Source organism: Mycolicibacterium sichuanense, assembly GCF_033741125.1.
In the GTDB taxonomy this organism is placed as follows: Bacteria; Actinomycetota; Actinomycetes; order Mycobacteriales; family Mycobacteriaceae; genus Mycobacterium.
Genome location: NZ_JAWQPU010000006.1, coordinates 62,352 through 83,967 on the forward strand (window position 1 = coordinate 62,352; position 21,616 = coordinate 83,967).

19 protein-coding genes are annotated in these 21,616 nt (G+C 68.5%); 11 read left to right on the plus strand and 8 right to left on the minus strand.

The window, feature by feature from the left end; all coding sequences use genetic code 11:
* Window positions 1–690, minus strand: a complete 690-nt coding sequence (locus tag SBI80_RS18645) for an MBL fold metallo-hydrolase (protein WP_318976302.1) — start codon at window positions 688–690, stop codon at window positions 1–3.
* A 99-nt stretch (window positions 691–789) separates the two neighbouring features.
* Between SBI80_RS18645 and uvrA the strand changes: the two genes are divergently transcribed.
* The gene (uvrA, locus tag SBI80_RS18650) at window positions 790–3,684 is read left to right on the plus strand and encodes an excinuclease ABC subunit UvrA (protein ID WP_318976303.1); all 2,895 of its coding nucleotides are present in this window, start codon (window positions 790–792) and stop codon (window positions 3,682–3,684) included.
* Window positions 3,685–3,712: 28 nt separating this feature from the next.
* On the opposite strand, the gene SBI80_RS18655 is transcribed toward uvrA, so the two are convergent.
* On the minus strand, window positions 3,713–4,000 hold the full coding sequence (locus SBI80_RS18655) for a hypothetical protein (RefSeq protein ID WP_318976304.1): 288 nt from the start codon (window positions 3,998–4,000) through the stop codon (window positions 3,713–3,715).
* A 108-nt stretch (window positions 4,001–4,108) separates the two neighbouring features.
* Between SBI80_RS18655 and SBI80_RS18660 the strand changes: the two genes are divergently transcribed.
* The 3 genes from SBI80_RS18660 (at window position 4,109) to SBI80_RS18670 (ending at window position 7,616) form a co-directional block, all read left to right on the plus strand.
* Window positions 4,109–4,609: a lipoprotein LpqH gene (locus SBI80_RS18660; protein WP_318976305.1), complete on the plus strand. Its 501-nt coding sequence runs from the start codon at window positions 4,109–4,111 to the stop codon at window positions 4,607–4,609.
* Between the two features lie 71 nt (window positions 4,610–4,680).
* A complete protein-coding gene (locus tag SBI80_RS18665; RefSeq protein WP_318976306.1) occupies window positions 4,681–6,411 on the plus strand; it encodes a hypothetical protein in 1,731 nt (576 codons plus the stop codon).
* Window positions 6,393–7,616, plus strand: a complete 1,224-nt coding sequence (locus SBI80_RS18670) for a CHAT domain-containing protein (RefSeq protein ID WP_318976307.1) — start codon at window positions 6,393–6,395, stop codon at window positions 7,614–7,616. The genes SBI80_RS18665 and SBI80_RS18670 overlap by 19 nt, the downstream gene beginning before the upstream one ends.
* Window positions 7,617–7,620: 4 nt before the next feature.
* On the opposite strand, the gene SBI80_RS18675 is transcribed toward SBI80_RS18670, so the two are convergent.
* On the minus strand, window positions 7,621–8,256 hold the full coding sequence (locus SBI80_RS18675; protein WP_318976308.1) for a hypothetical protein: 636 nt from the start codon (window positions 8,254–8,256) through the stop codon (window positions 7,621–7,623).
* 83 nt (window positions 8,257–8,339) lie between these two features.
* On the opposite strand from SBI80_RS18675, the gene SBI80_RS18680 reads away from it, so the two are divergent.
* Window positions 8,340–9,680: a hypothetical protein gene (locus tag SBI80_RS18680; protein ID WP_318976309.1), complete on the plus strand. Its 1,341-nt coding sequence runs from the start codon at window positions 8,340–8,342 to the stop codon at window positions 9,678–9,680.
* Window positions 9,677–10,801, plus strand: coding sequence for a hypothetical protein (locus SBI80_RS18685; RefSeq protein ID WP_318976310.1), 1,125 nt, complete (start codon window positions 9,677–9,679; stop codon window positions 10,799–10,801). The genes SBI80_RS18680 and SBI80_RS18685 overlap by 4 nt, the downstream gene beginning before the upstream one ends.
* Here the strand turns inward: SBI80_RS18685 and SBI80_RS18690 are convergent.
* The 3 genes from SBI80_RS18690 to SBI80_RS18700 all read right to left on the minus strand — a co-directional run bounded on the left by SBI80_RS18690 (window position 10,795) and on the right by SBI80_RS18700 (window position 16,009).
* A complete protein-coding gene (locus SBI80_RS18690; protein WP_318976682.1) occupies window positions 10,795–12,171 on the minus strand; it encodes an alpha/beta hydrolase in 1,377 nt (458 codons plus the stop codon). The two genes, SBI80_RS18685 and SBI80_RS18690, sit on opposite strands and share 7 nt — an antisense overlap.
* Before the next feature lie 98 nt (window positions 12,172–12,269).
* Window positions 12,270–15,596, minus strand: a complete 3,327-nt coding sequence (gene lysX / locus SBI80_RS18695) for a bifunctional lysylphosphatidylglycerol synthetase/lysine--tRNA ligase LysX (protein ID WP_318976311.1) — start codon at window positions 15,594–15,596, stop codon at window positions 12,270–12,272.
* Between the two features lie 62 nt (window positions 15,597–15,658).
* Complete coding sequence (locus tag SBI80_RS18700) at window positions 15,659–16,009, minus strand: DUF1844 domain-containing protein (protein WP_318976312.1); 351 nt, start codon at window positions 16,007–16,009, stop codon at window positions 15,659–15,661.
* Window positions 16,010–16,257: 248 nt separating this feature from the next.
* Between SBI80_RS18700 and infC the strand changes: the two genes are divergently transcribed.
* From infC to SBI80_RS18720, 4 genes are read left to right on the plus strand one after another with little or no spacing between them, the layout of a single operon-like run.
* Window positions 16,258–16,890 carry a translation initiation factor IF-3 gene (infC, locus tag SBI80_RS18705; RefSeq protein WP_318976683.1) on the plus strand — a complete coding sequence of 211 codons (633 nt, stop codon included), beginning with the start codon at window positions 16,258–16,260 and terminating at the stop codon, window positions 16,888–16,890.
* A 23-nt stretch (window positions 16,891–16,913) separates the two neighbouring features.
* Window positions 16,914–17,108, plus strand: coding sequence for a 50S ribosomal protein L35 (rpmI, locus tag SBI80_RS18710; protein WP_318976313.1), 195 nt, complete (start codon window positions 16,914–16,916; stop codon window positions 17,106–17,108).
* Window positions 17,109–17,161: 53 nt separating this feature from the next.
* On the plus strand, window positions 17,162–17,551 hold the full coding sequence (gene rplT, locus SBI80_RS18715; RefSeq protein WP_318976314.1) for a 50S ribosomal protein L20: 390 nt from the start codon (window positions 17,162–17,164) through the stop codon (window positions 17,549–17,551).
* Window positions 17,552–17,580: 29 nt separating this feature from the next.
* Window positions 17,581–18,345, plus strand: a complete 765-nt coding sequence (locus SBI80_RS18720; RefSeq protein WP_318976315.1) for a TrmH family RNA methyltransferase — start codon at window positions 17,581–17,583, stop codon at window positions 18,343–18,345.
* On the opposite strand, the gene SBI80_RS18725 is transcribed toward SBI80_RS18720, so the two are convergent.
* Both SBI80_RS18725 and SBI80_RS18730 read right to left on the minus strand, forming a co-directional pair.
* Window positions 18,311–19,555 (minus strand): acyl-CoA dehydrogenase family protein, encoded by a 1,245-nt coding sequence (locus tag SBI80_RS18725; protein WP_318976316.1) that lies wholly within the window; start codon window positions 19,553–19,555, stop codon window positions 18,311–18,313. The two genes, SBI80_RS18720 and SBI80_RS18725, sit on opposite strands and share 35 nt — an antisense overlap.
* The gene (locus SBI80_RS18730) at window positions 19,556–20,581 is read right to left on the minus strand and encodes an oxygenase MpaB family protein (RefSeq protein ID WP_318976684.1); all 1,026 of its coding nucleotides are present in this window, start codon (window positions 20,579–20,581) and stop codon (window positions 19,556–19,558) included.
* Between the two features lie 157 nt (window positions 20,582–20,738).
* Between SBI80_RS18730 and SBI80_RS18735 the strand changes: the two genes are divergently transcribed.
* The gene (locus SBI80_RS18735) at window positions 20,739–21,611 is read left to right on the plus strand and encodes an adenylate/guanylate cyclase domain-containing protein (RefSeq protein WP_318976317.1); all 873 of its coding nucleotides are present in this window, start codon (window positions 20,739–20,741) and stop codon (window positions 21,609–21,611) included.
* The last annotated feature ends 5 nt before the right edge of the window (window positions 21,612–21,616 follow it).

Genomic DNA, 21,616 nt, shown 5'->3' on the forward strand with positions numbered 1-21,616 from the left:
TCACCAACCCCGTTCGCGCCACTTCGCGAGGTGGGGTCGCTCGTTGCCCAGCGTGGTGTCGTCGCCGTGGCCGGGGTAGACGACGGTCGAGTCGGGATAGACGTCGAACAGGCGCGTGGTGACGTCGCCGAGCAGCCGCTCGAAGTCCCCGTCGCGCCAGGTCTTGCCGACCCCACCCGGGAATAGGCAGTCACCGGTGAACAGCTGCACCACCCCTCCCGCCGCGGGACCGTCCACCGCCAGCGCCACCGATCCCTCGGTATGCCCCTGCAGGTGAATGACGTCGAAGCGGAGCGCACCCACCTCGAGGACGTCACCGTTGGCGAGAATGCGGTCCGGTGCGACGGGCAGGGCCTCGGCGTCGAGTCCGTGCGCGGCCGTGGGCACACCCGTCGCCGCGACGACCTCTTTCAGGGCCACCCAGTGGTCGCCATGCTGATGCGTCGTGACGATCAGGACCAGTTTCGGAGCGTGCTGCTCGATCAGGCCGAGCAGGACGGGCGCATCGTTGGCGGCATCGATGAGTAGGGTCTCGCCGGTCTGGGAACACGTGACGAGGTACGCGTTGTTGTCCATGGGACCGACGGACGCCTTCACGATCGTCATCCCTGGCAGGGTGCGGCGTGCTGCCGAGCCGGGCTCGACGTGGCCGGTGTAGTCGTCGTCGACGAAGGATTTCGGACCTGTCATGGAAGCCACGGTACGGGGCTTGTCGGTGGGTGGACATAGCATGAGCGCGGACCGCTTCGAGCCGGTCGTGGCGCGGCATGGGACCAGGAGAGATATCAGTTGGCTGACCGCCTGATCGTCAAGGGTGCGCGCGAGCACAACCTGCGTGGCATCGATCTAGACCTGCCGCGCGACTCGCTCATCGTCTTCACCGGCTTGTCCGGTTCTGGCAAGTCGTCACTGGCGTTCGACACCATCTTCGCCGAGGGTCAGCGCCGCTACGTGGAGTCTCTGTCGGCGTACGCCAGGCAGTTCCTCGGTCAGATGGACAAGCCGGACGTCGACTTCATCGAGGGGCTCTCACCCGCGGTGTCGATCGACCAGAAGTCGACCAACCGCAACCCTCGCTCGACCGTCGGCACCATCACCGAGGTGTACGACTACCTGCGCCTGCTGTACGCCCGTGCCGGCACCGCACACTGCCCGGTGTGCGGCGAGCGCATCGCCAGGCAGACCCCGCAGCAGATCGTCGACCAGGTCCTCGCGATGGACGAGGGCATTCGCTTCCAGGTGCTCGCCCCGGTGGTGCGCACTCGCAAGGGCGAGTTCGTCGACCTGTTCGAGAAGCTCAACGCGCAGGGTTACAGCCGGGTCCGCGTGGACGGCGTCGTGCACACGCTCGCCGACCCGCCGAAGCTGAAGAAGCAGGAGAAGCACGACATCGAGGTCGTCGTCGACCGCCTCAGCGTCAAGGCCAGCTCCAAGCAGCGCCTCACCGACTCCGTGGAGACGGCCCTTGGCCTGGCCGACGGCATCGTCGTGCTGGAGTTCGTCGACGAGGACGAAGACGCGCCGCAGCGCGAGCAGCGGTTCTCCGAGAAGTTGGCCTGCCCCAACGGGCACGCGCTCGCGGTGGACGACCTGGAGCCGCGGTCGTTCTCGTTCAACTCGCCCTACGGCGCCTGCCCCGAATGTGCGGGTCTGGGCATCCGCAAGGAGGTCGATCCGGACCTGGTGGTCCCCGATCCCGAGCTCACCCTCGCCGAGGGCGCCATCGCGCCGTGGGCGATGGGGCACAACGCCGACTACTTCACCCGCATGCTCGAGGGCCTGGGGGAGACCCTCGGCTTCGACGTGAACACCCCTTGGCGCAAGCTGCCGCTCAAGGCGCGGAAGGCCATCCTCGAGGGGTGCGACGAGCAGGTGCACGTTCGGTACAAGAACCGGTACGGCCGTACCCGTTCGTACTACGCCGACTTCGAGGGCGTGATGGCCTTCCTGCACCGGCGGATGGAGCAGACCGAGTCCGAGCAGATGAAGGAGCGCTACGACGGCTTCATGCGCGACGTCCCGTGTCCAGTCTGCGCGGGCACCCGACTCAAGCCGGAGATCCTGGCGGTCACGCTGGCCGCCGGTGACGACGCGAAGTCCATCGCCGAGGTCTGCGATCTGTCCATCGCCGATTGCTCCAAGTTCCTCAACGGCCTGACGCTGGGCACCCGCGAGCATGCGATCGCCGGGCAGGTCCTCAAGGAGGTGCAGTCGCGGCTCGGCTTCCTGCTCGACGTGGGTCTGGACTACCTGACGCTCTCACGCGCCGCGGGCACCCTGTCCGGCGGTGAGGCGCAGCGCATCCGGCTCGCCACGCAGATCGGCTCCGGCCTCGCCGGCGTGCTCTACGTACTCGACGAGCCGTCGATCGGCCTGCACCAACGCGACAACCGCCGGCTCATCGACACCTTGGTCCGCCTGCGCGACCTGGGCAACACCCTGATCGTCGTCGAACACGACCTGGACACCATCGCGCACGCCGACTGGGTGGTGGACATCGGGCCCGCGGCCGGTGAGCACGGCGGTCACATCGTGCATAGCGGGACGTACAAGGATCTGCTCGCGAACACCGAATCCATCACCGGCGCCTACCTTTCCGGCCGGGAGAGCATCGAGGTGCCGGCGATCCGCAGGCCCGTGGACCGCAAGCGACAGATCACGGTCGTCGGTGCGCGAGAGAACAACCTGCGCGAGATCGACGTCTCCTTCCCACTCGGCGTGCTGACCTCGGTCACCGGCGTCTCGGGGTCGGGCAAGTCCACTCTGGTCAACGACATTCTGGCGTCCGTGCTGGCCAACAAGCTCAACGGCGCGCGTCAGGTGCCGGGGCGGCACACGCGCATCAACGGCATCGACCAGCTCGACAAGCTGGTGCGCGTCGACCAGTCGCCGATCGGGCGCACCCCGCGGTCCAATCCCGCCACCTACACCGGCGTCTTCGACAAGATTCGCACGCTGTTCGCGGCCACCACCGAGGCCAAGGTCCGCGGCTATCAGCCGGGCCGGTTCTCGTTCAACGTCAAGGGCGGCCGCTGCGAGGCGTGTTCCGGTGACGGCACCATCAAGATCGAGATGAACTTTCTGCCGGACGTGTACGTACCGTGCGAGGTGTGCCACGGCGCGCGGTACAACCGCGAGACCCTCGAGGTGCACTACAAGGGCAAGACCATCTCTGAGGTCCTCGACATGTCGATCGAGGAGGCCACCGAGTTCTTCGAGCCAATCACGTCCATCCATCGCTACCTGAAGACGCTGGTCGACGTCGGTCTCGGCTACGTCCGCCTCGGCCAACCCGCACCCACCCTGTCCGGTGGTGAGGCTCAGCGCGTGAAGTTGGCGGCCGAGCTACAGAAGCGCTCGACGGGTCGCACCGTCTACGTCCTCGACGAACCGACGACCGGTCTGCACTTCGAGGACATCCGCAAGTTGCTCAAGGTGATCAACGGCCTGGTCGACAAGGGCAACACCGTCATCGTCATCGAGCACAACCTCGACGTCATCAAGACCTCGGACTGGATCGTCGACATGGGACCCGAGGGTGGCGGCGGCGGCGGTTCGGTCGTCGCGGCCGGAACCCCGGAGGACGTCGCCGCCGTGTCGGAGAGCTACACCGGGCAGTTCCTCGCCGAGCTGCTGCCGTCTGCGGCCCCGGCGCCAACGAAGAAGCGGCGCAAGGTCTCCTAGATTCGCGTTCGGCCACCGAGCCGGTCAGTCAGGATCGTCCGGTGTCCCGCTCCTCGCGCATCGACGCCCTGATCTGCTCGAGCCGGTCGTGGGCGGCTCGCTGCCGGGCTTCGTACTGCTCCTCGATCCGACGGCCCTGCTCGGTCTCCGAGGCCAGCTCGGTCGACCCGAGGGCGGTGCCGAACCTGGTCTCGATCTTCTCCCGGACGGCCTCGAACGTCGGAACACCGTCCGCGGTGTAACCGGTCCCCTCGGGCGCCGGTGCACCCGGAGCCGGCACTACCTCCGCATCGATGATCTCGTCGAATTCACCCACACCGCCACCGTACTCCCGGCCACTTGTTGGGATCGGTAGCCGTCGAGCGCTCGTGTACTTGCCTCACGACGACGCCATCGGGGCGGAGCGAACGAAGGGAATCTCGCAATGAACAAGATCGTGACGGCGGGCATCGGCATCGCGGCGGCCGCACTGGTTCTGGTCGGGTGCTCGGACGACAAGGGTTCCAAGCCGGGTTCCAGCACCCCGGCCGCAAGCGGCAGCAGCACCAGCGCCCAGGTCGCCACGGGTGGCAAGTCCGAGGTCAAGGTCGAGGGCCAGGATCTGGCCGGACTGGACCTGAACTCGGTGACCTGCGTCAAGGCGGCCGGCAAGATCAACGTGGCCAGCGGCGCGGTCGGCGGTCAGCAGGGCGTGGCGGTGGTGATGACCGACGCCGCCCCACCGACGGTGGAGTCGCTCGGCCTCGTCGTCGACGGCAATGCGCTGGCGGTGGCCCAGATGGGCGGCATGAAGACCGGATCCGCGGACGTCGCGGTCGACGGGAGCACCTACACCATCACCGGTGAGGCCCAAGGCGCCGACATGAAGAACCCGATGGCGGGGATGATCACCAAGAAATTCGAGATCAAGGTGACCTGCAACTGACTCGTCGCGCCGGGGAGGTCGGCGGACGTGGATGCCACGTCCGCCGCCTCCGTGCGCCCTATGATTCAGCCGTGTCGATCCCTGGCGACCTGGAACGGGCGCGCCACCTGGCCTTGGCCTCCGACGAGACGGCGGCCAAGGAGTTGCTGTTGTCGTTGATGCCACGGATCGAAGCTGCCGACCGAGACGACTGGATGCTCGAGACACTCGCGCAGCTCGGTGAGCTCTACCTGGTCAGGACCGCCTACGACGGGGTGCGGGAGGGCGCGCGGCGAATCCGGGACTGCCTGGCCGTCTACTCCGCGATCCTGGCCGGGACCGCGCCGCCGGACGTCGTCGAGCAGCTGACCATGCCGATCTCCCAGGTCCGGCACATGCTTCGCAGGTACGGCAGGCGGGCCGGCTTCCTGGAGACGGGGTTGGCCGCTGCCCTCGGCGACCACGAGGCGGCAGCCGATGCACTGCGGGCGCTCGACGACGAGGACGACGAATTCGCCGACCTGGCCGACGAACACGCCTATCTGCTGACCCTGGCGCGAATCGCGTGCGCCCAGGCTCTTTGCGACGACGATCTGCACGTGCGCTCGGTACCCCTGTGGGACGGCGTGATCCGCCAGCTCGAGGCGTCCACCGACGCCGGCGAGGCCGCCGACAACCTGCGGGTGCTCGGTAGTCTCGGGTACGCCAGATTCTGCATCGAGACCGGCCGGCTCGACCAGGCCGCCCCATGGCTGAAGCGAGCGGAGGCCAGAGCCGAGGCCCGGGGGTGGGAATTGGCCACGGCACGGGCACGTCTCGAGCGGGGTGCAGCGAGTTGGTCGGCGGGTGACGCCGTCGCCACCGAGGCGCGGATGTATGAGGCCTACCCGGTGATCGCCCGCTACGCCAGAGCCAACGACGTCTCCCGCTGCTGGCTGTTCTTCGGCTTGACCAGGATGTCAGCCGGTGGGCTGAAGGCAGCCGACGAGTGCTGGGAGAACGCCGAGCGGCATTGGCGCGAGCTGGGCAAGCCGTTCCACATCCACCGGATTCTGTTGCAGCGCAGTTGGATATCGATCTTTCGCGGCCGTTATGACGAGGCCGCGGGCATGGTCGACGAGGCGCGAGCCTGCCTCGATGCCTCATCACGCAGCAGCTGGTTGGCCTACGCCAGGCTCGACGACCACCTCGGAAACGTCTGGCGGGCGCAGGCGTTGGCCGAGCTGGGCTTCGACGGTGCCGGCGGCCCCGACGAGGACTGGGACGCCGCGGAGGCGAGATACCGTTCCGGTTCCGGTGCCATCAGCCCACAGCCGGGCACGCCCCACTACGACGCGGCGATGGTGAAGCTGGAGCGTGCCGCCGAGCTGAAGGTACCTGCGTCGCTGGCCGTCGACTCGGTGCGGTATTCGGTGGCCGACGCCGAGGCCCGGGCGCAGTGGGCGACGTGCGTGTCGGCCCCGCTGTTGGCCGGCGCCTTCGCCGTGGCCTCGGACTGGAACAACTCCGACCTAATCAGCCAACTGGTCGAATACTGCAGCGCGCGCGGCACGTTCACGGCTGAACGACCGGATGCCTCGACCGGCGAGTGGTCGACCGTCTCGACGGCGGCCGCTCCGATCACCGACGTCGACGAGCTGGCGCTGGTGGCCGCCGGCCCGCCGATCACCGACGGGACCGGCTTGACGCGGTTGGGACCCCTGCCACCGTTGCGAATGGACCCCACGACGGGTCCCGTGCTGGACCGCTACCGGGAGCTGGCCCGCCAGCGCTACGGACAGTGCGTGACCGCCGCCGAGTCGGCGTGGCAGACGTGGCCGTGACCGCGCGGGCCTCACTGGTGTTGCGGTTCGTCGACGTCGGGGTGGCGACGTATGCCAGTCTGCGGGTGGTCGGTGACCCGTCCCGCACCATCACCTGGTCGATCCCGGCGGTGACCATCCGGGAGGTCCTCGAGGAGCTGGCGTCGGCACTTCCCGAGCCCACGGCGGACGAGACCGTCGCCGACGCGGTGGCCAGATCACTGCGGTCCGGAGCGTTCGCATCGCCTCGGGCCGAGGCGCAACTGGCCGAACGCCTTGGCGAGGCGTTCGTCTCGGAATCGGCGTGGCGGCTTCTGGGCGAGGGTGGATCCGAGCCACGCGCGGTCCTCTTCGTCTCGCCGAGTGCCCGGCTGGGGCGGGTGCCGTGGGGTCTGCTCGCGCGACCCGCTGGCGGATCGTCGGGTGACTGCCGGTTGGTGGAACTCGTCGACGTCCTGATGGCCATCCCGCCGAACATCGCCAACGCGCCGCGACCGCGTCGGGCGTGGTCCGACCGGCGCGACGGTTTGCCGCTGCTGCTATTGGATCCACGAGTTCCTGGGCAGCGGGCCGACTCGGCGCTGGGCTCAGTCCTCGGCCGGCCGTCGCCCGACACAATACTGGCGCGGCACTTCGCAGCCAGCGCGACTCGAGGCGGGGTACTGCCCCCGGTGGCTGCGCCCACCGAACTGTTCCGCCGCACCGACGCCGACCGCGCGTGGTTGCAGTCGATGCTCGAGCACCGTCCCCGCCGGCTGCTCTACGTCGGCCATGCCAGTGCGGCCGAGCACCATTCGGGCCGCGCGGATCAAGCCTCGCTTCATCTCGCCGAGGAGACACCCCTCACCGCCGCCACCATCATGTCCCGCGCGATGCCGATGCCGCCGCGGGTGGCGCTCATCGCCTGTGCCTCCGGTGGCGACTACCGGTTCGACGAGGCGACGGGCCTGGTGGCGAGCATGGTGCTGTGCGGAGCGCAGTTGATCACCGCCACACTGTGGTCGCTGCCGACGACTGCGGGCTATCGCGAGTTCACCGGTGATGCCGCCGATCCGATGGCCGAGCTGGTGGTCGCGGTGGACGCGGCCCACGACGAGGAGGCGGGCGGCCGTGCGGTGAATCGGTGGCAGCGTGATCGGCTGCGGCGGTGGCGCTCCGGCGACCCGACCGCCAGTCCGCTGTACTGGGCCGCGCTGGTCACGTTCGCGGTCGACGGTGCACGCTGACCAGTCACGTGGGCGGGACGCAGACGGCGACCGTGGACTCGTCGCCACGACGGTAGTAGGCGTCCACCACGCAGCCGGGTGCGACCGCCGTCAGCGCCGACTCGGGCACCTGCGCGGTCTCGTGGGCGGGGAACTGTCCGCCGGAGATCCTGCGCACCATGAGGTCGAGTTCGACCTCCCGGTAGTCCTCGCGCGCGCCTCCAGTCGGCCGCATCGCCGTCACCACACCCCGCGACCTGGTGCCGTTCCTGATCAGGTCCAGCTGCGCCGGTGTGACGAGGCCCTTGTCGAGCAGCATCCGATCGAAGGCGGCTCGGATCGCTGCGATGTCATCGGCGAGCGAGAGCCGTTCGCGCGCAGCCTGATCGAACGTCACCAGCAGCACGACGCCGGGGTGCAGCGCCGCCATCGTTGCCTCGTCGGGACACTCCCGCAGCCGGCCGACGAACCGCTGACCGGAGATGCTCTCGACGTCCACGGTGACGGGCCCATCGACCGCGCGCACGGTACCGATGCCGACGCCGCGCGCCCGGACGGGCCCCGGGGCGGGTGGGGCGAACAACCGCAGGGCGGCGTGGACCAGCACGCCAATGACGGCCAGGACGAGGACGGCGAGGGCGCTGAGCAGGACATCGGGCATGCCCTCAGCGTCGGTCACCCCACGCGCTACCGAACCCAACTTCTGGGCACGATTCGCGGCCCCGGACCCCTTATCCTTGGCCGATGACCACGGCACCACGCGTGGTGGCCGACCCCACCGCCACCCCAGCCGCCGTCGCGTCGCCGCGGCGCGCGGTGATCGACGAGGCGTGGCGGGCGATCGGGCCTGGCGTGGAGGTCTTGAGCGGCCCGGATGGCGCCCCGCTGCGGCGCACCATCAAACGGATCCTCGACCCTCTGGTGCTGCGGCTGCGTTCCAACCCGCAGTTCTCGGCGCCGGTGCCGACCCCCGATGCCGCGGCCTCGATGCGTGTCAGCATCCTCGGCCATTCTCAGCAATTGCGTTGTGCGGCAGCCTGGTTCGACGTCCTCAAGCAGGAGCGTCGCAAACTCCGCATCACGGCGGGCAACGCCCAGGAGCTGTACTTCCCGATCTGCTTCGAGCTCGCGGTGACCAGGGGAGCACCCCGGCCCGGCGATTCCGACACCGCCGAGTCGGTCCTTCGCGGGGTGCACGACGACCGGGACCGGACGGGCATCGAGGTGCTCAACCGCTACGTCGGCAGCGTGCAGGTGATCGCGCAGCTGTCGCAACAACTCGAGCGCAGCTGGCGCGACGTCAGGCCGGGACCCACCATCGACGGACCGTTCTTCGCGGGCCTGGACACGGTGTTGGGCCCCGTGGCTGGACACAACGCCGCGATGGCCAGACAGCGGGTGTGGTCGGCCCTGATCGCCGACGCGACACCCTTCGATCTCGGCGCCAGGGCGCATACCGCCACCGGCCTGCCCTGGTCGATCGTGGAGATCGGTCTGAGTTCGGTTGCGCCGCAGCCGCCTCCCTCGGTCCTGCCCACCTCCGACGGCGATCCGCCGCTGAACCGCAGCGTCGTCGACCGGGTGCGGGCGACGCTGCGCCGGGCCATGGACCACGACGAGCTTCCCGATGTCCCCATGCTGTGCGCCGAGGAGGTCGACCGGGCCTGCGCGCCGTGGGGCCTGCTCGCCGAGGACAAACAGGCGACCTTGGTCGCTGGCATCGAGATCGCGGTCGATCTCGCCCCGCTGCAGGAGGACGCCGCTACCCGCTACGCACTCAGCGGTGCCATCCAGTCGCGGCTGCGCAAGGAGGCCTACGTCCTGCATGCTCGTCGCTACCTACTCGACGATGGTCCCATCCATCCCCGGCAGCACCAGGTGATCGACGAGCTGGCCCACTTCGCGCGACCGTATCTCAGACGGCTCTGGGCCCGCTTGCACGGCCGCGACGTGTGGCAGGAGCCCTGCGAGGACGTCGACGATCTGCGCGTACTCCTCGAGGGAGTGGCGCGGTCGGTCAGCCTGGACCACCGTCAGCGCATCAAGGCGACGCTCGAATTGCAGGAGCTCGGGGTGGCCGGATGAGAATGGTCGTGGACGCAGGCCGTTGGGTGCTGGGTCCGCCGATCGATCACCCACCTGCGGCGGCAGTGCTCGAGGTCAGCGGCGCGGTGCTCGAATGGACCGTCGACGACCCGAACGGCGCCGCCGCGACCCGGATCACGCTGACCGACATCTTTGCCGCCGACTGGCTGTGGCGCGTCGTCGGCCCGGTTGGGCACGCCGCCCTCCTGGCAGCCGTCGCCGAGCATCCCGGCACCGAAGTCCTCGACCTGGCCGGCGTCGAAGCGGCAGCCGAGGTGCTGGCACCGCTGCGACGGCTCGGCGTCGGGCACTGGCTGCGCCGGTGGTGGCCCGAGAGCAGCCGCGAAGGGATCGTTGGTCTCGATTCAGCCGTGCTCGACGGTGAACTCGCCTTGCTGACCAACCTGGCCCAGGAGTTCTTCACCGAGGACACCCTGGACTCCGATCTCGAAGGATTGTTGGCACCGCACCGATCTCGACTGCTGGCGCTGGCCGGTGACGGCGATCCCCGCGTGGCTGCGATGGCGCGCGCCTGCGCGGACCTGGCCGACGACGTCGGCGTCTGGTCGTCCGCCGGCACGGCGCCGGACGGCGCGCCGAGTTCGGCGCGGCGGGAGGACTACGCGCTGGCAGCGGGTCGCCATGGTGACCGCGACTCGGCAGCGATCGCCGGAGGTGTCGGGTCCGTCGATTGGATGGCGGTACCGCCACGGGTGTTCGACGCCGCGGATCGCACGATCGACTGGACCGTTCAGCCGGCCGACGCCTCGGTGATCGCCACCGTGCGGGTGGCGACGTCGAACCGGGCGACCGACCACGTGAGCGCGCGTGGCATCGCCGTTCGACTCAGCTCGGGCGCCATCTCCGGAAGCGGCGTACTCGACGCGAATGGTACTGCAGCACTGAGACTTTCGGTCGCCACCGGGGAGCCGCTTGGCGAGAACCAGGCATGGGACCACGACTGGTCGCCGACCACGGTGACGGTCGGTCCCGTACACCGCACGGACGGCGCGGCGGCCGCGGTCCGGCAACGCCTGCGCGACTTCGCCAGGGCGCGCCTCGCGCATCCCGGTCCCGACGCATTCCTCGCCGAGGTCCTGGCTGCCGAATCCGACTACTGAAGGTGCGACGCCCCCAGCGGCTGGCCAGGCAGCGCCAGTACGGCAACGCCCGGGGTGCCGATCTCGCCGGCGAGCCACGGTAGGGCGGCGGCGAAGGCGCGGTCGGCGAACGGCCAGTCGTGCTTGCCCGGCTGGGTCACGACGGCGCACGCGATGCCGTTGGCCGCGCCAAGGGCGCACAGCGAATTCGCCGCGGCGGCCTGGTCGCTGACGTGGGTCGCGGCGTCCTTTCCGCCGAGACCGGTGCCGTTGGCATTGACCGCGTTCACCATGGTGGGTCCCGTCGATGGACCCGAGCCGTTCACGGCGAACCAGCCCGCGACCCCGCGGTAGGTGCCGTGCTTGGTGATCACCGCGGTGGGGTCGAACGCGGTATAGGCGGCGGCGTTCCCGCCGAACAGGCGGTCGATCGTCTGCTGCCGGTTGCCGGAATTCGGCGCCAAGTCGCCGGCGATGTCCTCGAACACCCCGAACATGTCCGGATGCATCGTGGCAAGGTCCACGGCGCAGGTGCCACCCATCGACCATCCGACCAGCCCCCAGTTGGCCCGGTCGACGCTCACGCCGTAGTTGGCCTCCATGAAGGGCACCACGTCCTTGGTGAGGTGGTCGGCGGAGTTGCCGCGCGCGCCGTTCACGCACTCGGTGTCGTTGTTGAACGCGCCGCCGGTGTCGACGAACACCATCACCGGCGCCTCGCCGCGGTTGGCCGCCGCGAAGTCGTCGACGGTCTTGATGGCGTTGCCGGCGCGGATCCAGTCGGCGGGGGTATTGAACTCACCACCGATCATCATCAGCGTGGGCAGGTGCGGCGCGGGGTTGGTCGCGAACCAGGCGGGCGGCAAGTAGACCAGCTCCCCGCGGTGCTTGAACCCCGAGGCGGACGAATCGATGTTCACCGGCACCACCACGCCCTTGGTGGGAATTTGATGCTTGGTCTGCATCGCGGTGACGGTGGCCGCGTCGGTTTGGTCGGGCAGCGGCCCCTCGGTGAGCTGGTTCCAGGCGGTCTGCACCGTGGGGAAGTAGCCAACCCACAGGTTCAGGGCCAGCGCCGAGCACAGCAGGCACAGCGGCAGGCCGGCGGCCGACGCCGCTCGACGCCACCAGCCGGCGTTGCGCCAACCGGCGACCAGCACCACCGCAGCAACGCCGGTGACCGCCAACCAGATCCACAGCGAATCCGGAGCCGGGTCGTCGGACATGCCCTGCGTGGAGATGAACCAGTGGACGCCCGCTGCGAGCGCGACCCCGACGGCCGCGGCCACCGGCAGCCAGAGAACGCGCCAGCGGCGGGTGCGCCAGCCGATCGCGGCCACGACCATCATTACGGTGAGGATCTGGATGCTCAACGGCAACCAGCCGTGCATCAGCGAGAGGTGCTGTTGCCGGAAGGCTCCGGCTGCCGACCACGATGTCACGACGCCATGGTGTCCGCCGTTCCTGCAAGCGGGCTGTGAAGTGGCCGTTAGCGCGGTTTGGCCAGTGGGAACGGCAGCGTCTCGCGAATGCTGCGGCCCGTGATCAGCATGACGACGCGGTCCACGCCCATACCCAGGCCGCCCGTCGGGGGCATCGCGTACTCCATCGCCTGCAGGAAGTCCTCGTCGAGCTCCATGGCCTCCGGATCACCACCGGCAGCCAGCAACGACTGCTCCTGCAGCCGCCGACGTTGCTCGACGGGATCGGTCAGCTCGCTGTAGGCGGTGCCCAGCTCGACGCCCCAGGCCACCAGGTCCCACCGCTCGGCGACCCCGGGAAGGCTGCGGTGTGGCCGGGTCAGGGGCGACACCGACGTCGGGAAGTCCTTGTAGAACGTCGGGTTCTCGGTGCGATCCTCGACGAGGTGCTCGTACATCTCGAGGACGACGGCACCAGCGTCCCAGTGCGTCTGATACGGGATCTTCGCGGCGTCGGCGAAGCGTCGCAGCGTCGCCAGGTCGGTGCTCGTGTCGACGTGCTCGCCCAGCGCCTCGGACACCGCACCGTGCACGGTCTTTACCGCCCACCGCCCGGAGATGTCGACCGGTTCCAGCGTGCCGTCGTCGCGGGGCCGCATGACCACGTGGGACCCGTTGGCGGCGAGGGCGGCGTTCTGGATGAGCTCGCGGCAGCCGTCTATCCAGACGTTGTAGTCGGCGTGCGCCTGGTAGGCCTCCAGCAGGGTGAACTCGGGGTTGTGGCTGAAGTCGACGCCTTCGTTGCGGAACGCCCTGCCCAGCTCGAAGACTCGCTCCACGCCGCCGACGCAGAGCCGCTTGAGGTAGAGCTCGGGCGCGATCCGCAAGTAGAGATCGAGATCGTAGGCATTGATGTGGGTGACGAACGGGCGAGCGTTGGCCCCGCCGTGGATCTGCTGCAGGATCGGGGTCTCGACTTCGAGGAAGTCCTTGGCGAACAACGTCTCCCGGATGGCGTGCAGCACCTGGCTGCGGGCCCGGATCAGGTCCCGGGCCTCGGTGTTGATGGCCAGGTCGACGTAGCGGGTACGCACCCGGGCCTCCTGGTCGGTGAGGCCCTTCCACTTGTCCGGCAGCGGCCGAAGGCACTTGCCGATCAACCGCCAGTCCGTCACCAGCAGTGACGACGTTCCGTTCTTGCTGACGCCCATGGTGCCCGTCACCTCGAGGAGGTCGCCGAGGTCGATGGCCCTGGTGAATTCCGCGACACCACCGTCGTTCAGGCACGAATTATCAAGCAGCAGTTGCACTTCGGCAGACCAGTCGCGCAGGTCGGCGAACAGCACGGCGCCGTAGTCGCGGATGCGCAACACCCGACCGGCGACCGTCACGGTGTCACCCGCGGTGCCGAGGGCCTGGGCGATCGTGTGACTGGGCGCCTGGCCCACGGGGTAGGCATCGACGCCCTTGTCCTGCAACGTCTTCAGCTTGGCCATCCGCACTCTGACCTGTTCGGGTAACCGCTGGACGACGTCCTCGTCGGCACCGCCCAACTCGAGACCACTGAGGTCGGGCGCGCTGCCGTCGTGTTGCAGCCGACCAGTGCTCACCAGGTTCTCGGGGGCGGAGATGTGTTGGCCCGTGTGCTCTCCGCTGTCCTGCTTGTTGCGCCGGCTGAACGGCAGCACCAGGAAGCCCTCGGCGATCACCGATGCGATGCCGACCCGGGGGATCAGCCGGGCGTCCTCGTAGCAGGCGAAGCGCGGCACCCATTCGGGCATGTACTTCATGTTCGAGCGGTATAACGTCTCGAGCTGCCACCAGCGCGAGAAGAACACCAGCAGGGCTCGCCACAACCGCGCCACCGGACCCGCGCCGAGTTGCGCGCCCTCCTCGAAGGCGGAGCGGAACATCGCGAAGTTCAGCGAGATACGGGTGACGCCGATGTCCTCGCCCTGCAAGCACAACTCACTGACCATCAACTCGTTGGTCCCGTTGGGAGAGCCGGGGGACCGGCGCATCAGGTCCAGCGACACCCCGTTGGTGCCCCACGGCACCAACGACAGCATGGCCACCACCGCGTCGTCACCGTTGGCGCTGGCCTGGACCGCCTCGACGAGCATGCAGTCGCCGTCGGCCGGATCACCGAGTCGGCCCAGTGCCATCGAGAAGCCTCGTTCGGTCTCGGTGTCGCGCCACTCGTCGGCCCGTTCGATGACGCGGGCCATCTCGTCGGGGGTCAGGTCGCGGTGGCGGCGGATGCGCACCGTCAGACCCGCCCGCCGCGCCCGGGTGACGGCCTGCCGGACGGGCTTCATCTCGGACCCGGACAGCTTGAACCGATCCGGATACAGGATGGCCTCGTCGCCGAGCTCGAGAGCGTTCAAACCGGCTTCCCGGAAGGCTTGCGCAGCGGTGGCGCTGGCCCCCATCACGCCCGGCGCCCAGCCGTAGGCCTGGCACAGAGTCAGCCAGGCCCCGATGGCCGCCGGCCAGGCCCGCGGGTCGCCGAGCGGGTCACCACTGGCCAGGCAGACCCCCACCTCCACCCGGTAGGTGATGGCGGCCCGCCCGTTGGGGGCGAACACCACCGACTTGTCACGCCGGGTGGCGAAGTACCCGAGCGAGTCGTTCTTGCCCCACAGCTCGAGGATGCCGCGGATCGCCGACTCGTCCTCACCGGTGAGCGCATTCTCGGCGTGCTGAGACTGGAACAGCACGATGGCCGCGACCATCAATGCCAAGGCACCGAACAGGCCGAGCAGGGCGTTGACGAAGACATGCGGGTGGTGACCGCCGAACGCATCGGCGTCGACGCCGGCGAACACGACGACGCGGTTGGCCGCGTACGGCAACCGTTCGTCGCGTTCCAGCGAACCGGGGAACATCTCGAGCAGGCCCCAGCCGATGAGGATTCCGACGGCCATTCCGGCGGCCAGTGTCGCGGCCGCCTTGATCAGCGCACCGCGCCGAACCCGTGCCCAGAACTCCTTGCGGGCCAGCACCAGAAGGGCGATCGCCGCCACGTGGAACCCGAGGCCGATGATCTCCCCGATGTCCTCCATGACCGACTCGGGCCCGGTCGAGAGGTCACCGACGTTCCAGCCGATGGCCGCGACCATGTACAGGACGAGGATCCACCACGCCACGCTCTTGCGAGCGGCCAGCGCCGCAGCGAGCAGCGCCAGCACGAAGGCCCAGGCGAAGCTGGTGTCGGGGAAGTTGAAGATGTAGTCGTTGACCCATTCGCGCGGCACCTTGATGATCCACCGCACCAGCGGCGAGATGCTGGCTGCCAACGACAGGGTCGCGATGACGCCGACGCTCCAGCCCGCGCCGGCGGGAACCCAGCGCAGGGGTGACGTCCGTTGCTGCTTGGGCGTAGTCAGCGTCATAGGCCGCGAGGATATTCGCTTACGCCGTCAAAGTGTTGGCAGTGGTCTCGCGAGTTCACTGGCTACCAGACGGGACCGGTGTACTTCTCGCCAGGACCCTGCCCTGGCTCGTCGGGAAAGGCCGACGATTCGCGGAACGCCAGCTGCAACTGCTTGAGTCCGTCACGCACCGGGCCGGCGTGCGGACCCAGGTATTCGGCGGAGGCCTTGACCAACCCCGCCAGGGCAGTGATGAGGCGTCGCGCCTCGTCCAGATCTCGATAAGGCGACTCGTCGGGATCGTCCTGCGACAATCCAAGCTTCTCGGCTGCCGCGCTCATCAGCATCACGGCCGCCCTGGTGATCACCTCGACGGCGGGGATTTCGGCGAGCTCGCGGACGGACGATTCGGGGAATGCAGGATCCTCGGTCATGCCTGCTAGACTGGCACGCGCGACCGTCCCGGCGTACGCCAGGACAGCAAGTGGAGTCCCACTCCCACCGTTGACCCACCAGGTTCAACGGTCCGGTCACAGACACCCGAGGTGTCTGTTCTGCGTGAATGCGCAGGCGACAATAGTCGTGATCGGTCGGCATTGGGCCCTGCACATGCAGGGCCATTCTGCTCTATTGGGCAGAACGCTGATGGCGTGGACTCCTCGAAGACTACATAGGAGGCCCCATCAGCACTGAGACCCGCATCAACGAGCGCATACGTGTACCTGAAGTCCGTTTGATCGGACCGAACGGTGAGCAGGTAGGCATCGTGCGCATCGAAGATGCCCTCCGCGTCGCCGCGGATGCCGATCTCGACCTCGTCGAAGTTGCTCCGGCTGCGAAGCCCCCGGTCTGCAAGATCATGGACTACGGCAAGTTCAAGTACGAGACGGCACTCAAGGAGCGCGAGTCTCGCAAGAACCAGCAGCAGACCGTCGTCAAGGAGCAGAAGCTGCGTCCCAAGATCGACGACCACGACTACGAGACCAAGAAGGGTCACGTCGTCCGCTTCCTCGAAGCAGGGTCGAAGGTCAAGGTGACGATCATGTTCCGGGGTCGCGAGCAGTCGCGGCCCGAGTTGGGCTACCGCCTCTTGCAGCGGCTGGGCGCCGACGTCGCCGACTACGGCTTCGTCGAGACGTCCGCCAAGCAGGACGGTCGCAACATGACGATGGTGCTGGCTCCCCACCGCGGAGCTAAGACCAAGGCCCGGGCGGCGCACGACGCTGCTGCGCCACCCGCGCAGCGCGCGGCACCTGCCCCGGCTGCGCCCGCGGCACCGCCGAGCGACGCACCACCGGCTCCACCCACGACCTGATCCACCACGAGAACTGAGGACTCATGCCCAAGGCCAAGACTCACAGCGGAGCGTCCAAGCGCTTCCGCAAGACCGGCACCGGAAAGATCGTGCGCCAGAAGGCTGGCCGTCGCCACCTGCTCGAGCACAAGGCGAGCAAGCGCACCCGTCGGCTCGACGGCCGCACCGTCGTCGCGGCGAACGATGCCAGCCGCGTGAACAAGATGCTCAACGGCTGACCTGACACGCCTTCACAGGCCCCACCTGACCCGCACGAGAAGAGGAACACCCCATGGCACGCGTGAAGCGCGCACTCAACGCCCAGAAGAAGCGGCGTACCGTACTGAAGGCTTCGAAGGGCTACCGCGGCCAGCGGTCACGGCTCTACCGCAAGGCCAAGGAGCAGCAGCTCCATTCGTTGACCTACGCCTACCGCGACCGCAAGGCCCGCAAGGGTGACTTCCGCAAGCTGTGGATCTCGCGGATCAACGCTGCGGCCCGCGCCAACGGCATCACCTACAACCGGCTGATCCAGGGCCTCAAGCTCGCCGGCGTCGAGGTCGACCGCAAGAACCTCTCCGAGATCGCGATCAGCGATCCGGAGGCGTTCACCGCGCTCGTCGAGGTCGCCCGGGCCGCGCTGCCCGAGGACGTCAACGCCCCGGCCGGCGAAGCCGCCTGATAGCACCCCTCACCGAACGTTCGGCCCGCGTGGTCGCAGCAGCCAAGCTGTTGCGCCACGTGGGCCGAAGGCGTACCGGCCTCTTCCTGGCCGAAGGCCCCAACCTCGTCGAGGCGGCCCTCGTGCGCGGGCTGGTGACCGACGTCTTCGTCACCGAGGCCGCATCCCAACGGTTCGCCGATCTGCTTGCCGACACGCCGACCCACCTGGTGACCGAGAAGGCCGCGAAGTCGTTGTCGGACACGGTGACTCCAGTCGGTCTGGTCGCGGTCTGCACGATGCCGGAGACGAACCTGGCCGAGGTGCTGGCCGCGTCACCGCGCCTGGTTGCCGTCGCCGTCGAGACCTCCGAACCCGGCAACGCAGGCACCTTGATCCGGCTCGCCGACGCCATGGGCGCAGATGCGTTCGTCCTGGCCGGTGCTGGCGTGGACCCGTTCAACGGCAAGTGCCTGCGCGCCTCGGCGGGCAGCATCTTCGGGCTGCCCGTCATCCAGGCACCCGACACCGCCGAGCTGATCGCGGCGCTTTGCGCAGCCGGCCTGCGGGTGCTCGCCACGACACTGGACGGCGAGCTGTCCCTCGACGATGCCGACCTGACCGCCCCGACGGCCTGGCTGTTCGGTACCGAGGCCCATGGCCTGTCCGCCGACGTGGCCGCACGCGCCCACGCGCGGGTCACCATTCCGATGTCCGGCAGCGCCGAAAGCCTGAACGTTGCTGCGGCAGCGGCGATCTGCCTGTACCAAAGCTCGCGCGTCAGTCGCCGAGCAGACCCCTTGCGACATGGGTAATCTGCACTTCGTTGCTGCCCGCGTAGATCATCAGGGACTTGGCGTCGCGGGCGAGCTGTTCGACCCGGTACTCGGTCATGTAACCGTTGCCGCCGAACAGCTGCACGGCCTCCATGGCAACGTCGGTGGCGGCCTGGGAGCAGTACCACTTCATCGCCGACGCCTCGGCCAGTGTGATCGGATGCCCCGCCTGCGCGGCCTCGATGACCCGGAACAGCATGTTGCGCACGTTCATCCGGGCGACCTCCATGCTGGCCAGCTTGAGCTGGATGAGCTGAAACCGACCGATCTCCCGTCCCCAGAGCGTGCGTGTCTTGGCATGCTCCACGCATAGGCGCAGACACTCCTCGATCACCCCGAGCGCCATCGCGGCGACACCGATGCGCTCGGCGGAGAAGTTCGACCGGGCACTGTCGCGGCCGTCGCCCCGCTCGTCGTCCTCGGTCTCACCGAGGAGCCGGTCGCGACCGAGACGTACGTCGTCGAAGAACAGCTCGCCGGTGCGCGAGCTGTGGATGCCCATCTTGCGCAAGGGCTTCGACTGTACGAACCCCTTCATGCCCTTGTCGAGCACGAACGTGAGGACCTTGCGGTCCCGCTTGCTGGCCGTTGGATCACCCTCGTCGAGCTTGGCGTAGACGACGGTGACGTCCGCATCCGGGCCATTGGTGATGAACGTCTTCTGACCGTTGAGGACGTAGCCGTCGCCATCGCGCACCACGTAGGACTTCATGCCGCCGAAGGCGTCGGACCCCGAATCCGGTTCGGTGATCGCCCACGCGCCGACCTTCTCATAGGTGACGAGCTCGGGCAGCCAGCGCTCCTGCTGCGCGAGCGTGCCCCGCGACGCGATCGTCGGAACCGTCAGGCCGAGGCTGACGCCCATGCCGGTCACCACGCCCATGCACACCCGGCACAGCTCGCTCACCAGGACGAAGCCCATTCCAGCCTGGTCCCCGCCGCCACCGAACATGCCACCGGAGGACGAACCCCCCGAGGCCCGGTCGCCGTCGCGCATCTTGGCCAGCCGGCGCTCCAGTGATTCCTTGGCCATCGTATCGATGCCGAAGGTGGCGAACAGCTTTCGGATGATCGGGTAGGGCGCCATGTCGCCACTCTCGAGATCGTCGACGTGCGGCCGGATCTCCTCGTCCACGAAGTCGCGGACGGCATCGCGGACGGCGACGTCGACGTCTGACCATTCGAGCATTCAGGCAGCCCTTCCCGATGACTGCCGGCTACGCGCGGGGCGAAGACCGGCGAGTGAGAACGTGGTGTGCACCAGCGAACCGGCGCGTTCGACGAGCGATTTGCGTCCTGGCACGTAGTGCACCGGGAGGCTGCGGCGCTCACGCGGCGGACCCACGAAGCTGGGCGCCTCGACCAGTGGGGCGTCGGCGGGCAATCGTCCGGATGCCCGCTTGTAGGCCGCCAATGCCCGTGGATGCAAGCGAATCTCGTCGGGTACGGCGACGAAGGCCAATTGCACCAGCTTGCCGAACAGCCGCAGCACCACCTCGTCGCTCGGGGTCCACCGCATCCCGGCCTTCTCCCGCACCGCTGGGTCGAACAAGCCGGCGGCGATCCAGCGCTGCCCAGCCACCAGCGGTCGGAACAGCTGGTCCCAGACGGGGGTTGGCAAGGCGACGAACCACGGCTTGGGAATGCGGATCGAGAGGATGTCCAGCGTCGCCTTGTTCAATTCGAGCTCGTCGCGGCAGGTGACCTCCCAGTAGCGCTGGAAGTCCTCCCACGACTTGGGCACCGGCCGCATGCTCATGCCGTACATCCGGTACCACTGCACGTGCTCGTCGAACAACTGGCGCTTCTCGGCCTCGGTCAGCCCGCCGCAGAAGTACTCCGCGGTCTTGATGATCAGCATGAAGAAGGTCGCGTGCGCCCAGTAGAACGTCTCGGGGTGCAGTGCGTGGTAGCGGCGCCCGTCGGCGTCGGTTCCCTTGATGCTCTCGTGGTAGCCGCGGATCTGTGCCCCGGTGGCGGCGGCACGGTCGCCGTCGTAGACCACGCCCATGATCGGATAGACGGATCGGGCCACCCGCTGCAAGGGCTCCCTCAGCAGGATGGAGTGGTCCTCGACGCCGGCCCCGAGCTCGGGATACATGTTCTGGATCGCCCCGATCCAGATGCCGAGCATCCCCGTGCGGAGATCACCGAAGTACTTCCAGGTCAGCGAATCCGGGCCGAGCGGGTCGGCCGTCGTCGACTTCATGGTCATCGCGTCCTCGCAGAGTTCCGCGCTGGTGGGCTGTGCGGCCAACATAATCGTGACAACAGTCGTTGTCCACGACCCGCGGGCGCGTCCACCCGCACCGTTACCGATCCGCGACGCGCGTCGTTGCCGCCGCCAGCGCCCGGCACCTAGGGTTGACGGCGTGGAGGTCGAATCGTTCGAGGAACGGTCCGGCGGACGGGGGAGCGGCGGGCCACTGTCCTGGCTGAAGAACACCAACCACGATCCCGGTGTCATCGCCTTCCTGCGGCGTGCCCGCAGGGCGTTGCCCGGTGACCCGGACTTCGGGGATCCGTTGTCCGCGGCCGGTGTTGGTGGTCCCCGGGCCGCTGCGCGTGCGGCGGATCGCATCCTCGACCGGCACGCCGCGACCCGCGAGGTGAGCCTCGCCGGCCTTCAGGTGTGGCAGGCGCTCACCGAACGGGTGTCCGGGCACCCGGTGAACCCCGAGGTCACGCTGGTGTTCACCGATCTCGTCGGATTCTCGGAATGGTCGCTTCGGGCCGGAGACGACGCCACCCTGAAACTGCTGCGACGGGTGACGCAGGTGACCGAGCCCCCACTGTTGGAGGCGGGCGGCCGAGTCGTCAAACGGATGGGCGACGGCTCGATGGCGGTGTTCACCGACCCCGCTACCGCCGTTCGTGCCGTGCTCGCCGCCCTGGAGGCCGTCAAAACCGTTGAGGTGGGCGGTTATCGGCCCCTGATGCGGGCGGGCATCCACACCGGTCGACCGCAGCGCATCGGCTCGGATTGGCTCGGCGTCGACGTCAACGTGGCCTCGCGGGTGATGAACCGCGCCACCAGGGGAGGATTGGTGATCTCCAATGTCACCCTCGAGGGCATCGCCGAGGAGGAGTTCGACGCGCTCGGGATCACCGTCAAACGCGTACGCAAGCAACTGTTCTCGGCGAAGGTACCCGGCGTTCCCGACGATCTCTCCATGTACTGGGTGAAGGCACGCAAGGATCTGCCGGTGGTCGACGGCGCCGGTGAGGACCTCCCCGAGGCATAGTCGGC